The organism is Mycobacterium europaeum, assembly GCF_034555895.2.
Lineage (GTDB): Bacteria > Actinomycetota > Actinomycetes > Mycobacteriales > Mycobacteriaceae > Mycobacterium > Mycobacterium europaeum.
On sequence record NZ_CP157315.1, the window covers coordinates 1,482,049 to 1,496,079 of the forward strand.

The following is a 14,031-nucleotide window of genomic DNA, read 5'->3' on the forward strand; positions in this document are numbered from 1 at the left end:
GGCGCCCGCCCGCGCGTTCTTGGGGCTACTTGCGGCGCACGGAGCGTTGCACGCCGCGCATCTTGCCGGCGTTGGGCAGCGGCCCCTTGGGCAGGACCGCGGCGCCGGCGCGCGTCCCCAGCGCGGCCAGGCGGGACTCCAGCGCGTCCATCTGCTTGACCGTGATGTTGGCCGGTAGTCGGGTGAGGTGGCGCTCCAACTTGGACAGCGGAACCTCGTCGTCGCCGTTGCCGACGACGAGGTCGTAGATCGGCACGTCGCCGACCAGCCGTGCGGTGCGCTTCTTCTCCTGGGCCAGCAGGGGACGGACCCGGGCCGAGGAACCTTCGGCCACCAAGATGACGCCGGGCCGGCCGATGACCCGGTGCACCGCGTCGAGGTGGCCGGTCGCGGCCACGCCGGGCGTCACCCGCCACTTGCCGCGCAGGTTGTCCAAAGCCCATGCGGCCGCGCCGGTTTGGCCTTCGGCCTTGCTGTAGACGCTCTTCTGGGCGCGACGGCCGAAGACGATGAAGGCCGCCAGCGCGCCCAGCACCACGCCCAGCGGGATCAAGGTGATCATCGTCAGCCCGCCGGCCCACAGGCCGACGCCCACCGAGACGCCCACGATCAGCACGAAGGCACCGATCATGTAGGGCAGCAGCCGCTTGTCCTCGCGGCGCTGCAGGTTGAACGCCTGCCACAACTGGACGCGGCGCTCCTTCGCCGCGGCCTTGCGCGCGGCCTGCGCCTGTGCGCGGGCGGCCTTGTTCTCAGCGGCGTTGCGGGGTTTAGCCATAGTCAAAGAATACGTACCGGCATCGCGGGCAACTGCGCCCACGTTGCCGGAGCCCACTCAGGCGCGGGTGCGTGCGGCTTGCTCGTACAGCCGGCCCGCCCGGTACGACGACCGCACCAGCGGCCCGGCCAGCACCCCGGAGAACCCCAGGCCCTCGGCGTGCCGGGCGAACTCGACGAACTCCTCCGGGCGCACCCAGCGCTCGACGGGGTGGTGACGCGTCGACGGGCGCAGGTATTGGGTGATGGTGACGATGTCGCAGCCGGCGCCGCGCAGGTCGGCGAGCGCGGTGCGCACCTCGTCGGGGGTTTCGCCCAGCCCGAGGATCAAGTTGCTCTTGGTGACCAGGCCGGCGCCGCGCGCCGCGGTGATGACGTCCAGGCTGCGCTGGTAGCTGAAGGCGGGCCGGATCCGCTTGAAGATGCGCGGCACGGTTTCGACGTTGTGCGCCAACACCTCCGGGCGCGATCCGAACACCTCGGCGAGCCGTGCGGGCTCGCCGTTGAAGTCGGGGATCAACAGCTCGACGCCGGTCGACGGGTTGAGCTCCTTGATCGCGCGCACCGTCTCGGCGTACAGCCAGGCCCCGCCGTCGGGCAGGTCGTCGCGGGCCACCCCGGTGATGGTGGCGTAGCGCAGGCCCATGGTGCGCACGCTGTCGGCGACGCGCCTGGGCTCGTCGCGGTCCAGCGCGGCGGGCTTTCCGGTGTCGATCTGGCAGAAGTCGCAGCGCCGGGTGCACTGGTCACCACCGATGAGGAAGGTGGCTTCCCGGTCCTCCCAGCACTCGAAGATGTTGGGGCAGCCGGCCTCTTCGCAGACCGTGTGCAGCCCCTCGCGCTGGACCAGTCCCTTCAGCTGGGTGTATTCGGGGCCCATCCGGGCCCGGACCTTGATCCACGGCGGCTTGCGCTCGATCGGGGTTTGCGCGTTGCGCACCTCCAGACGCAGCAGCTTGCGGCCTGGCGGAGCCGCGGCAGCGGCGACATCAGGCTCGGGTGCGGCAGTCACATCGCCGATGCTACGCGGGTGCCGGGGTGTTCCCGGACCGGCAGGGCGCCGTCGAGGGCGTCGCAGACGGCGTGGGCGACGGCGGCGCGGACGTCGTCGACGACCACCGGACGCCGCAGCTCGGCGGACAACGACGTCACACCGGCGTCGGTGATGCCGCACGGCACGATCGTGGTGAACGCGTCGAGGTCGCAGTCGCAGTTGAGCGCGAACCCGTGCAGCGTGGTGGCGCGCGACACCCGGACGCCGATGGCGGCGACCTTGCGGTCGGGCCGGCCGCCACCGCCCGGCACCCACACGCCGGACCGGCCGTGCACCCGGCAGGTCTCCAAGCCCAACTCGCCGCACACCTTGATCAGCGCCTCTTCGAGGCGCCGGACGTAGTTGACCACGTCGAGCGGTTCGCCCAGGCCGATGATCGGGTAGCCGACGAGTTGCCCCGGGCCGTGCCAGGTGATCTTGCCGCCGCGGTCGGTGTCGACGACGGGGGTGCCGTTCATCGGGCGCTCGTGCGGCTCGGTGCGCCGCCCCGCGGTGTAGACCGGTGGGTGCTCGAGCAGCAGCAGGGTGTCGCTGCCGCCGGCGACCCTGGCGTCGGCCAGCTCACGTTGCAGCTGCCAGGCGGTGCGGTAATCGACGCTTCCGAGCTGGCGAACGTCGATCGCGGCACGGCTCGACCGGATGGAATCGATCACGTTCGCGACGGTACTCGCCCTAGTCGTGGTCGCGCCGGGCGGTGGCGTAGCCGAGCGCCTCACCAATGGTGTTGTGGTGGAATTGGAAACCCGCCCGCTCCAGCGCCGACGGGATGGCGCGCTGGCCGATGAGCACGGCCTCGTCGGCGAACTCGCCGAGCGCGGCCCGCACCGCGAAGCCGGGAAGCATCAAAGGGGTCGGACGGTTCACCGCCCGGCCGAACGCGGTGGTGAATTCGGCGTTGGTCACCGGGGCGGGCCCGGTCATGTTCACCGGGCCGGACAACGCGGTGTTGGAGATGGCGAACAGCAGCGCTCGCACCTCGTCCTCCAGCGTGATCCAGGACATGTACTGACGGCCGCTGCCCAGCCGAGCTCCCAGACCCGTCCGGAACAACGGCCGCAACCGCCCCAACGCACCGCCGGCGGGGGAGAAGACCAAGCCGGTGCGGGCCAGCACCACGCGGGCGCCGCCGTATTGAGCCGGCAGCGTGGCGGCCTCCCAGTCTTCGCACAGGTGGGCCAGGAAACCCTTTCCCGCCCGGTCGTTTTCGTCGACCACGCGGTCCCTGGTGTTGCCGTAGTAGCCCACCGCGCTGGCGTTGACCAGGGTCGGCACCCCGGCCTCGGCCACGGCGTGCGCCAGGACCTCGGTGGGGGCGATGCGACTGTCCCGCAGACCCTGCTTGAAGGCGCCCGACCAGCGACGCTGGCCGACGTTGACACCGCACAGGTTGACGACGGCGTCGACGTCGCTGATCGCGTCGACGTCGAATTCACCGCTGTCGGGGTTCCAGTGCAACTCGTCGGAATTCGACGGCGCCCGGCGCACGATGCGCAGCACCCGGTGGTCGGCCGCCCGCAGCGCCGCGGTCAAGGCGGATCCGATCAGCCCGGAGGAACCCGCGATGGCGATGACGGGCTTGCGCACGGTTCGGCGGTCCTCCTAAAGACCCAAGTCGGCCTCGAACGCTCCCTCTTCGAGCCGGTGCTTGATCGTGGTGAGGAAGCGGCCCGCATCAGCGCCGTCGATGAGCCGGTGGTCATAGGTCAGCGGCAGATAGCAGATGGAGCGGACGCCGATGGACTCGTTGCCGAATTCGTCGACGATCACCCGGGGCCGCTTCACGATGGCCCCGGTGCCCAGCATGGCGGCCTGCGGCGGAACCAGGATGGGGGTGTCGAACAGCGCGCCCTGGCTGCCGATGTTGGTGATGGTGAAGGTGCCACCGGACAGCTCGTCGGGTTTGAGGTCGCCCGAGCGGGCGCGCGCGGCGATGTCGGCGATCGCCCGGGCCAGTCCGGCCAGCGACAGGTCGCCGGCGTTGTGGATGACGGGGGAGAGCAACCCCTGCTCGGTGTCGACGGCGAAGCCGAGATGTTCGGCGTCGTAGTAGGTGATCTCTTTGGTCTCTTCGTTGTAGCTGGCGTTGATGTTGGGGTGGATCTTCAGCGCGTCGATCACCGCCCTGGCGATGAACGGCAGGAAGGTCAGGTTCACTCCCTCCCGTTCGGCGAACGCCGACTTCGCCCGGGCCCGCAGCCCGACGATCCGGGTCATGTCGACCTCGTGCGTCTGGGTGAGCTGGGCGGTGGCCTGCAGGGATTCGCGCGTCTTGTTCGCGGTGAGCTGGCGGATCCGGCTGGCCTTCTGCGTGGTGCCGCGCAGGTGCGCCAGCGCCGGCGCCGGGGTCGGCGCTGCCGCCGGGGCCACCCTGCCGTCAGCCGCCGGCGCGGCCGCCGGTGCCTGCGCCGCCGCGGGCGCCTTCTGGGCCTGCTGCTTCTGGCGCTGCTTTTCCTCCGCCGCGGCGAGCACGTCCTGCTTGCGGATGCGGCCACCGACACCGGTGCCGGTGATCCCGGCCAGGTCGATGTCGTTCTCGGTGGCCAGCTTGCGCACCAGCGGGGTCACGTAGGGCGCGCCGTTCGGACCGGGGCCGCCGGGCTCGGCGGCCGGTTGCGCCTGCGCGGGTTGCGGTTTCGGCGCCGGCTCGGGCTGCGAAACCGGCTGGGGCTCGGGCTTCGCCTCGGCCTTGGGTGGTTCGGGTGCGGGCTCCGGCTTGGGTTCCGGTTTCGGAGCGGGCGGCGGGGTGGGAGCGGACGCGGCCTGGGAACTGCTGCCGATCCGGGCCAGCTCGCCGCCGACCGGCACGGTGGCGTCCTCCTCGGCGGTGATGCTGATCAGGACGCCGGCCACCGGGGAGGGGATCTCGGTGTCCACCTTGTCGGTCGACACCTCCACCAGCGCATCGTCGACTCCGACCGAGTCGCCGACCTTCTTCAGCCAGCGGGTCACCGTGCCCTCGGTAACCGACTCGCCGAGTTCGGGCATCAGCACCGGGGTCGCCTCGCCGCCACCGGAACTCGGCTGGGCGGGCTCGGGTTCGGGCTCCGGCTGGGCCGGCGCCGCCTCGGGTTCGGGCTCCGGCTGGGCCGGCGGGGCGGATTCGGCCTGCGGCTCCGGCTGGCTCGGCGCCTGCGGCGGCGCCTCCGATCCGCCGCCCTGCGAGCCGCCCTCCGCCGCGTCGCCGATGACGGCCAGCTCGCCGCCCACCTCCACGGTGTCGTCCTCCTGGGCGACGATCTTGGTCAGCACACCGGCCGCGGGCGACGGGATTTCGGTGTCCACCTTGTCGGTGGACACCTCGACGAGGGGTTCGTCGACTTCGACCGTGTCGCCTTCCTGCTTGAGCCAGCGGGTGACCGTCCCCTCGGTGACGCTTTCACCGAGTGCCGGCATCTGGACGGAGAAGGCCATCGTTTTGACTCCTCGATCGCTCGTGGGTCGGGGCGGGTCGAACAACTCGCTAGCCGTTCAAAGCAGCTAACCAAAACTATCCTGTCACTCCGTCCACACCGGCACACATCCAGGGCGGACCGCGCGCGGCTGCCGGGACGGCCGGAACACCCTTGCTACGGTGTGTGGCCACTGCAGTTGAAGCGGGAGGTCCCGGTGCCGGCACCACAACAGCGAGCCCAGCATTTCGTCGTCAGCGCCGACGGCACGCGAATCGCGGTCTTCGAAGAGGGCAACGCCGACGGCCCCACCGTCGTGCTGGTGCACGGCTTCCCCGACTCGCACGTCCTGTGGGACGGCGTCGTGCCGCTGCTGGCCGACCGGTTTCGCATCCTTCGGTACGACAACCGCGGCGTCGGTGAGTCGTCGGCGCCCAAGCCGGTGTCGGCGTACACCATGGACCGGTTCGCCGACGACTTCGCCGCTGTGACCGGCGAGCTGAGCCCCGGCCGGCCCGTGCACGTGCTCGCCCACGACTGGGGCTCGGTCGGGGTGTGGCACTACCTGAAGCGGCCCGGCGCCGGTGACCGGGTCGCGACGTTCACCTCGGTGTCCGGCCCGAGTCAGGACCAACTGGTCGACTACATCTTCACCGGTCTGCGGGCGCCCTGGCGCCCGCGCACCTTCGTCCGCGCCGTCAGCCAGGCGCTGCGGCTGACCTACATGATCTTCTTCTCGATCCCGGTGCTCGCGCCGCTGTTGTTGCGCCTGACGCTGTCGATCCCGGCGCTTCGGCGCAACGCGGTGGACAACATCCCCGCCGAGCAGATCCACCACTCGCCGCACCTGGCCCGCGACGCCGCCCGTTCGGTGAAAACGTATCCCGCCAACTACTTTCGCTCGTTCGCCGGCCGCGGCCAGGGCATCCACGTCGTCGACGTGCCGGTGCAGTTGATCGTCAACACCAAGGACAAGTACGTGCGCCCGTACGGCTACGACCACACACCCCGCTTCGTGCCGCGGCTGTGGCGGCGCGACATCCGGGCCGGGCACTTCTCGCCCATGTCCCACCCGCAGGTGATGGCCGCGGCCGTGCACGACTTCGCCGACCTGGCCGAGGGCAACCCCCCGAGCCGCGCGCTGCTGCGCGCGCAGGTCGGACGCCCCCGCAGGGCCTTCGGCGACACCCTGGTGTCGGTCACGGGCGCCGGCAGCGGAATCGGCCGCGAGACGGCGTTCGCCTTCGCGCGTGAGGGCGCCGAGCTGGTCGTCAGCGACATCGACGAGGCGGCCGTCAAGGCCACCGCCGCGGAGATCGCCACCCGCGGCGGCGTCGCGCACGCCTACGTGCTGGACGTGTCCGACGCCCAGGCCGTGGAGGCGTTCGCCGAGCGGGTGAGCGCCGAACACGGCGTGCCCGACGTCGTGGTCAACAACGCGGGCATCGGACAGGCGGGCGGATTCCTGGACACCCCGGCCGAGCAGTTCGACCGGGTGCTCGACGTCAACCTGGGCGGCGTGGTCAACGGGTGCCGGTCCTTCGCGCGGCGGCTCGTCGAGCGGGGCACCGGCGGGTACATCGTCAACGTGTCGTCGATGGCGGCCTACGCGCCGCTGCAGTCGCTGAGCGCCTACTGCACGTCCAAGGCGGCGACCTACATGTTCTCCGACTGCCTGCGCGCCGAACTCGACGCCGCCGGGGTGGGGCTGACCACGGTCTGCCCGGGTGTCATCGACACCAACATCATCAACACCACCCGCTTCGACGCGCCCACGGGCAAGGTGGACCGCGTCGACGACCGGCGCGGCCAGCTGCAGAAGATGTTCGCGCTGCGCCACTACGGCCCGGAGAAGGTCGCCAACGCCATCCTGTCGTCGGTGCAGAAAAAGAAGCCGATTCGCCCGGTGGCGCCGGAAGCCTATGCGCTATACGGGGTTTCGCGTGTGGCGCCGCAAGGCCTGCGCAACTTCGCGCGGATGCGGGTGATCTGACGCGGGCCTACGTGCCCGACCGCGCGGCACCCTGGCGGCCCGTCAGCAGCGTTCCGCCGACCGCGACGAGCCCGACGATGGCCAGCGGGATCGACCACATCCGTCGGCTGCCCACCGACGACTGGCACTGCGCCACGTAGTCGGTGTGCGGAACGACCTGATTGAGGATCGGGATGTTCGCCACGCTGTTGTTGTTCGCGCTCCTGGCCGCGGACAGGTCCGTGGCGACGGCGTTGCCGCACCCGATCGAATGCCCGTTGCCGTCGGAAATCGACACCGGCGCCAGCAGCCCGATCACGCCGGCCAGCAGCAGCACGGCGCCTACACCCAGGATCAACCGTCGCACCGTCACGATCTCGCCTTTCTTCGTACGGGTTTTCGACCGACTGGGAGTTTAACCGCTGCACGAGGCCGGTAAACCCGAATTCCGGCTGGATATGGCGCCCGATTCGTGGGTATCCCGCCGCGATAGCCGAGAGGGGAGTGCAACGTGGTGCTGAGTGCGACGCGGGACGTGTCCGCGCCTTGCGAGCGGGTGTGGGAGGTGCTGGCCCAGGGGTGGACCTACACCCAGTGGGTGGTGGGCAACAGCCGCATGCGGGCCGTCGATCCGCACTGGCCCGAGCCCGGCTCCTCGATCAGGCACTCCATCGGGATCTGGCCCATGGTGATCAACGACGCGACGGTGGTGGAGGTGTGCGAACCGCCGCACAAGCTGGTGCTGTGCGCCCGCCTGGGTCCGTTAGGCGCCGCGCGGATCACCATGCTGCTGCACGAAACACCGCAGGGCTGCCGGGTGGAGATGATCGAAGTGCCCGTCGAAGGCCCGATGGCGGTGGTTCCCAACTCGTTGGCGCTGGCCGCGGCCTACCCGCGCAACAAGGAGTGCCTGTGGCGGCTGGCGTCCCTGGCCGAGCGCCTGGAGCCGAGCCAGGTCAAATGAGCGTGCGGGACACCGCCGACGCCGTCGTCATCGGAGCGGGGCACCACGGGCTGGTCGCCGCCTCGATGCTCGCCGACGCCGGATGGGACGTCCTGGTGCTGGAAGCCCAGCCGGAACCGGGCGGCGCGGTCCGCAGCGCCGAGCTGACGCCGGGCTACATCACCGACCTGTTCAGCTCCTACTACCCGATGACGGTGGCCTCGCCCGCGATCGCGGCGCTGGGGCTGGAGGACCACGGCCTGCGGTGGGCACACGCGCCCGCGGTGGTCGGTCATCCGCGCGACCCGGACGATGAAGACCCGCCCATCGTCTACCACGACCCCGCCCGCACGGCAACGGAATTCGCGCGCCGGGAACCGGCCGACGGCGACAACTGGTGGCGGCTGGTGGAGTTGTGGCAGCGGATCAAGGCGCCGCTGCTCGACGCCATGCTGTCGCCATTTCCTCCGGTGCGCCCGATGCTGCGGCTGCTGACCAGGCTCGGCACCTCCGAGGCACTCCGGGTGGCGCGCCTGCTGGTGCAGCCGGCCAACACCATGGCCGGCGAGCTGTTCGCCGGCGAGGCGCCGCGGGTCCTGCTGCTGGGCAACGCGATGCACGCCGACGTCCCACCGGACGCGCCGATCAGCGGCGCCATGGGATTCCTGATGACGATGCTGGCCCAGGACTGCGGCTGGCCGGTGCCGGTCGGGGGCTCCGGACAGCTGACGGCCGCCCTGGTCAACCGGGCCTGCTCCGCGGGCGCGCGAATCGAGTGCAACCAGAACGTGTCCCGCATTCAGGTGCGGGGCGGCCGCGCGGTGGGGGTGACGACGGCCGAGGGGCGCACGGTCGCGGCGCGGCGGGCGATCGTCGCCGACGTGACGGCGCCGCGGCTGTTCTGCGAGATGCTGCCCGCGGATGCGCTGCCGCCCAAGCTGTTACGCGACCTCGAGCACTTCGTGTGGGATCCGCCCGTGGTGAAGGTCAACTATGCGCTCGGCCGGCCGGTGCCCTGGCGGGCGAAGAGCCTGCAGGGCGTGGGCACCGTCCACCTGGGCGCCGACGGCGACGGGCTGGTCCGCTGGATGGCCGATCTCAACACCCGGGTGGTGCCCGAGCATCCGTTCATGTTGTTGGGGCAGACCACCACGGCCGATCCCACCAGTTCGCCCGAGGGAACCGAAAGCGTGTGGGCCTACACGCATCTGCCGCGCAACGTCGCCGACGACGCGTCGGCCGACCGGCTCGCCGAAGCCGTGGACCGGGTGATCGAGGAACACGCGCCGGGCTTCGGATCGGCGGTCGTCGGCCGGTTCGTACAACGGCCGTCGGACCTGGAGGCCAGCGACGCCAACCTGCACATGGGTGCGCTCAACGGCGGCACCGCGCAATTGCAGCAGATGCTGATCTTCCGCCCGGCGCCCGGCATGGGCCGCGCCGAAACCCCGGTGCAGGGGCTCTATCTGGGCAGTGCCTCGGCGACCCCGGGCGGCTCTGTGCACGGCGCCTGCGGGCGCAACGCGGCAAACGCCGCGCTGGCCGCCGATGGCGCGACCGGCTGGCCCCGCCGCCAGGTCAAGCGCGCCGTCTTCTCGCTGCTGACCGGTAAGCGCTGACCGCTAGCCGTTTTCCGCGATGTCTTCGAGCACCGCGAACATGGTGCGGGTCGGCACACCGGTGCCGCCCTTGGGCGTGTAGCCCCACGGGCCGCTGGTGTTGTACGCGGGGCCGGCCACGTCGATGTGCGCCCAGCCCACGCCGTCGGCGACGAACTCGCGCAGGAACACGCCGGCCACCAGCATGCCGGCGAACCGCTGGCCGCTGATGTTGGACAGGTCGGCCACGGTGGATTTCAGGTCGTCCTTGAGCTCGTCGGGCAGCGGCATCGGCCAGCCGTTCTCGCCCACCCGCTGCGAGATCGCCGCGACGCGGTCGCGGAACTCGTCGCTGCCCATCACCCCGGGGATCCGGGCGCCCAACGCGACCGTCTGCGCGCCCGTCAGCGTGGACGTCTCGATCAGGTAGTCCGGGTTGTCCTCGCACGCCCGCACGATGGCGTCGGCCAGGATCAGCCGGCCCTCGGCGTCGGTGTTCTGCACCTCGACGGTGATGCCGCCGTATTGCGTCAGCACGTCGCCCGGCCGCTGCGCCGTGCCCGACGGCATGTTCTCGGCCATCGGCACGGTGGCGATCACGTCGATCGGCAACCGCAACTGCGCGGCCAGCGCCACCGTGGCGATGACCGCGGCCGCGCCGCCCATGTCCGAGGTCATGTGGTGCATCGATGCCGCCGGCTTGATGGAGATGCCGCCGGTGTCGAACGTGATGCCTTTGCCGACCAACGCGACCCGCTTTGCCTGCTTGGGCTTCTTGGCCAGCTTGGCACCGCGGTGGGTCAGCCGCACCAGCCGCGGCGGCCGCGACGAGCCCTGGCCGACGCCGATCACGCCGCCGTAGCCCGCCTTCTGCAGCGCCTTCTCGTCGAGCACCTCCACCTCGAGGCCCACAGATTCACCCAAAGCCTTTGCGCGCCTGGCGAATTCGGCGGGAAACAGGTGGCTCGGCGGCGTGTTGACGAAGTCGCGGGCGGTGGCCACCGCGATCGCCACGGCCGCGCCGTGCGCGCTGGCGGCTTTGGCGTCCTTCGCGGTCGACAGCACGGTGACCTTGCGCAGCCCCTTGTCTTTCGGGGCGGTCTTGCCGCTGCGGAACTCGGTGAAGCGGTAGCTGCCGAGGATGAGTCCCTCGACGGCCGCCGAGCAGACATCGGCGCCCGGCAACCCGGCCAGCGTGGTGATCACCGTCTCGGCCGTGCCCAGCGACCGCGCCGCCACCCCGGCGGCCCGGCGGATCGTGTCGGCGGGCCATTCGGTTCGCGGCTTACCCAGTCCGACCGCCAGCACGCTGGACACCGGCAGCGACGGCACCACCAGGCGGTGGACCTGCTCGCTGCCGCCGGTGGCGTCCAGGGCCCGCAGGCCGGATTCGATGTCGGCGACCGCGTCGGCCGGCAGCGGCGACTCGCCCTGGGCAACCACCGCGCCGGGCCTGTCCTCGTCGCCGGTCGAGACGACCGGCACGACCAATACCGAAGAGCCCGCCGCGCGTTTGGGCAGCGACGCGGCGACGTTGACGGCGGGGCCTTGATAGCTCAATTCGGTGGTCACGGGCATTCACCCTAATCGGCGGGGGCCGCGCCGACACCGGCGGCGCGCCCCCCGTGCAGCTCGAAGGCGATCACGGGGTCGTCGAAACCCTTGAGGTCAAAAGGGCCACGGGCGGTCGCCGGCCAGTCCGGCAATTGCTCCCGCAGCGCCGAGTCGGCCAGGACCTGGCACGGGGCCGCGGCCCCGACCAGACGCGCCGCCAGGTTGACCGGGCTGCCGAAGTAGTCCCCGTTGATCGCCAGCACGGTGCCGTAGGCAAGGCCGTCCGCGCTGCTCGGACTCCACCATTTCGTCGACGGTGAGGCCGAGTCCGTCGAGGTACTTGATCAGGTCGGTCCGCTCGCGCCCACGGGCGACCCCGGCCGCCTCGACCGCCGCGAAGTCCGGGGAATCGACCACCAACCCGAGTGCGCCAGGATCCGGGATTAGGGTGAATCGTCGTGACCGATGACTTACTGCATGGCCCGTTGGAAGACCGCCACCGCGACTTGGGGGCCAGTTTCGCCGAGTTCAGTGGCTGGCTGATGCCGGTGTCGTACGCCGGCACCGTCAGCGAGCACAACGCCACCCGCAACGCGGTCGGTCTGTTCGACGTCAGCCACCTCGGTAAGGCGTTGGTCCGCGGGCCGGGTGCGGCCGCGTTCGTCAACTCGACGCTCACCAACGACTTGAGCCGCATCGGGCCGGGCAAGGCGCAATACACGTTGTGCTGCACCGAATCCGGCGGCGTCATCGACGACCTGATCGCCTACTACGTCGACGACGACGAGATCTTCTTGGTGCCCAACGCGGCCAACACCGCCGCGGTGGTCGAGGCGCTGCGGGCGGCCGCTGAGGCCGGTTTGGGGCCCGGCCTGACCATCACCAACGAGCATCGCTCCTACGCGGTGCTGGCGGTGCAGGGCCCGCGCTCGGCCGAGGTGCTCGACGGGCTGGGCCTGCCGACCGGCATGGATTACATGGGCTACGCCGACGCCTCCTACGCGGGGGTGCCGGTGCGGGTGTGCCGGACCGGATACACCGGAGAGCACGGCTACGAGCTGCTGCCGCCGTGGGAGTCCTCGGGGGAGGTGTTCGACGCGCTGGCCGCGGCGGTCGCCGCCGCCGGCGGCGAGCCCGCGGGCCTGGGCGCCCGCGACACGCTGCGCACCGAGATGGGCTACCCCCTGCACGGGCATGAACTGGCGCTGGACATTTCGCCGCTGCAGGCCCGATGCGGGTGGGCGATCGGCTGGAAGAAGGACGCGTTCTTCGGCCGCGACGCGCTGCTGGCGGAGAAGGCGGCGGGCCCGCGGCGGCTGCTGCGCGGGCTGCGGATGGTCGGCCGCGGTGTGCTGCGGCCCGGGCTGACGGTGCTGGCCGGCGAGACGCCGGTCGGGGTCACCACGTCGGGAACCTTCTCCCCGACGCTGCAAGCCGGCATCGGGCTGGCGCTGATCGACACCGACGCCGGGATCGAGGACGGCCGGCGCATCACCGTGGACATCCGTGGGCGCGCCGCCGAGTGCGAAGTGGTGCGGACGCCCTTCGTCGAAGCGAAAACCCGTTAGTGCCCCAGGTTCAGGTGAAAAGCCCGGTCGCAGGCGGATATACAATCAGCGCCATGACCAGCGGCTCCCTCGAGTTCACGGTTTCACGTTCGGCCCACCCCACGACCGACGCCGACCGTGAATCCATCCTGGCCGAGCCCGGTTTCGGCAAGTACTTCACCGACCACATGGTGTCGATCGACTACGACGAGGAGCGGGGCTGGCACAACGCCCGCGTCATCCCGTACGGCCCGATCGAGTTGGACCCGTCGGCGATAGTCCTGCATTACGCGCAGGAGATCTTCGAAGGGCTCAAGGCCTACCGCTGGGCGGACGACTCGGTCGTGTCGTTCCGCGCCGAGGCCAACGCCGCGCGGTTGCGGTCGTCGGCGCGCCGGCTCGCGATGCCCGAGCTGCCCGAAGAACTGTTCATGGGCTCGCTGTGCCAGCTCATCGCCGTCGACAAGCCCTGGGTGCCCGCCGCCGGCGGCGAGTCGGCGTTGTATCTGCGGCCGTTCATGATCGCGACCGAGCCCGGACTGGGCGTGCGGCCTTCCAAGCAGTACCGGTATCTGCTGATCGCGTCCCCGGCCGGGGCCTATTTCAAGGGCGGCATCAGTCCCGTCACCGTCTGGGTGTCGACGGACTACGTGCGGGCCAGCCCCGGCGGCACCGGCGCGGCCAAGTTCGGCGGCAATTACGCCGCCTCGTTGGTGGCGCAGGCCGAGGCCGCCGCGCACGGGTGCGACCAGGTGGTGTGGCTGGACGCCGTCGAACGGCGCTTCGTCGAGGAGATGGGCGGCATGAACATCTTCTTCGTGTTCGGCAGCGGCGGATCGGCGCGGTTGGTCACCCCGGAGCTGTCCGGCTCGCTGTTGCCGGGAATCACCCGGGATTCATTGCTGCAGTTGGCGATTGACGCTGGATTCTCCGTCGAGGAACGCAAGATCGACATCGACGAGTGGCAGAAGAAGGCCGCCGCCGGCGAGATCACCGAGGTGTTCGCCTGCGGCACGGCCGCCGTCATCACCCCGGTCTCGAACGTGAAGTACGGCGATACCGAGTTCACCGTCGCCGACGGCCAGCCCGGCGAGGTGACGATGGCGCTGCGCGACACGCTGACCGGGATCCAGCGGGGGACCTTCGCCGACACCCACGGTTGGATGGCCCGGCTGGGCTGAGCCCGGCCGTCGAACG

General features: G+C 70.9%; 12 protein-coding genes and 1 pseudogene. 5 read left to right on the top strand and 8 right to left on the bottom strand.

Features of this window, described 5'->3' with window-relative positions:
- Positions 1 to 25: 25 nt before the first annotated feature.
- From U8D42_RS07000 to sucB, 5 genes are read right to left on the bottom strand one after another with little or no spacing between them, the layout of a single operon-like run.
- The gene (locus U8D42_RS07000; protein ID WP_322861145.1) at positions 26 to 778 is read right to left on the bottom strand and encodes a DUF4191 domain-containing protein; all 753 of its coding nucleotides are present in this window, start codon (positions 776 to 778) and stop codon (positions 26 to 28) included.
- Positions 779 to 835: 57 nt separating this feature from the next.
- On the bottom strand, positions 836 to 1,789 hold the full coding sequence (gene lipA / locus U8D42_RS07005; protein ID WP_322861144.1) for a lipoyl synthase: 954 nt from the start codon (positions 1,787 to 1,789) through the stop codon (positions 836 to 838).
- Complete coding sequence (gene lipB, locus U8D42_RS07010) at positions 1,786 to 2,484, bottom strand: lipoyl(octanoyl) transferase LipB (RefSeq protein ID WP_322861143.1); 699 nt, start codon at positions 2,482 to 2,484, stop codon at positions 1,786 to 1,788. The genes lipA and lipB overlap by 4 nt, the downstream gene beginning before the upstream one ends.
- Positions 2,485 to 2,503: 19 nt before the next feature.
- Positions 2,504 to 3,415: a TIGR01777 family oxidoreductase gene (locus tag U8D42_RS07015; RefSeq protein WP_322861142.1), complete on the bottom strand. Its 912-nt coding sequence runs from the start codon at positions 3,413 to 3,415 to the stop codon at positions 2,504 to 2,506.
- 15 nt (positions 3,416 to 3,430) lie between these two features.
- The gene (gene sucB / locus U8D42_RS07020; protein ID WP_322861141.1) at positions 3,431 to 5,242 is read right to left on the bottom strand and encodes a 2-oxoglutarate dehydrogenase, E2 component, dihydrolipoamide succinyltransferase; all 1,812 of its coding nucleotides are present in this window, start codon (positions 5,240 to 5,242) and stop codon (positions 3,431 to 3,433) included.
- A 195-nt stretch (positions 5,243 to 5,437) separates the two neighbouring features.
- Here sucB and U8D42_RS07025 point away from each other — a divergent pair, with 195 nt between their 5' ends.
- Entirely contained in the window at positions 5,438 to 7,213 is a 1,776-nt protein-coding gene (locus tag U8D42_RS07025) for an SDR family oxidoreductase (RefSeq protein WP_322861140.1), read from the top strand.
- Between the two features lie 7 nt (positions 7,214 to 7,220).
- On the opposite strand, the gene U8D42_RS07030 is transcribed toward U8D42_RS07025, so the two are convergent.
- On the bottom strand, positions 7,221 to 7,565 hold the full coding sequence (locus tag U8D42_RS07030; protein ID WP_085242313.1) for an aminopeptidase: 345 nt from the start codon (positions 7,563 to 7,565) through the stop codon (positions 7,221 to 7,223).
- Positions 7,566 to 7,706: 141 nt separating this feature from the next.
- Between U8D42_RS07030 and U8D42_RS07035 the strand changes: the two genes are divergently transcribed.
- Both U8D42_RS07035 and U8D42_RS07040 read left to right on the top strand, forming a co-directional pair.
- A complete protein-coding gene (locus U8D42_RS07035; protein WP_085242336.1) occupies positions 7,707 to 8,156 on the top strand; it encodes an SRPBCC family protein in 450 nt (149 codons plus the stop codon).
- Positions 8,153 to 9,754 carry a phytoene desaturase family protein gene (locus U8D42_RS07040; protein WP_322861139.1) on the top strand — a complete coding sequence of 534 codons (1,602 nt, stop codon included), beginning with the start codon at positions 8,153 to 8,155 and terminating at the stop codon, positions 9,752 to 9,754. The genes U8D42_RS07035 and U8D42_RS07040 overlap by 4 nt, the downstream gene beginning before the upstream one ends.
- Positions 9,755 to 9,757: 3 nt before the next feature.
- Here the strand turns inward: U8D42_RS07040 and U8D42_RS07045 are convergent, their stop codons facing one another.
- Complete coding sequence (locus U8D42_RS07045; RefSeq protein WP_322861138.1) at positions 9,758 to 11,305, bottom strand: leucyl aminopeptidase; 1,548 nt, start codon at positions 11,303 to 11,305, stop codon at positions 9,758 to 9,760.
- A gap of 11 nt (positions 11,306 to 11,316) precedes the next feature.
- Positions 11,317 to 11,568: pseudogene (locus tag U8D42_RS07050) on the bottom strand (adenylate/guanylate cyclase domain-containing protein); the annotation flags it as partial.
- Positions 11,569 to 11,745: 177 nt separating this feature from the next.
- Between U8D42_RS07050 and gcvT the strand changes: the two are divergent.
- A complete protein-coding gene (gene gcvT / locus U8D42_RS07055; RefSeq protein WP_085242316.1) occupies positions 11,746 to 12,855 on the top strand; it encodes a glycine cleavage system aminomethyltransferase GcvT in 1,110 nt (369 codons plus the stop codon).
- A gap of 53 nt (positions 12,856 to 12,908) precedes the next feature.
- Positions 12,909 to 14,015 carry a branched-chain amino acid aminotransferase gene (locus U8D42_RS07060; RefSeq protein WP_322861137.1) on the top strand — a complete coding sequence of 369 codons (1,107 nt, stop codon included), beginning with the start codon at positions 12,909 to 12,911 and terminating at the stop codon, positions 14,013 to 14,015.
- The last annotated feature ends 16 nt before the right edge of the window (positions 14,016 to 14,031 follow it).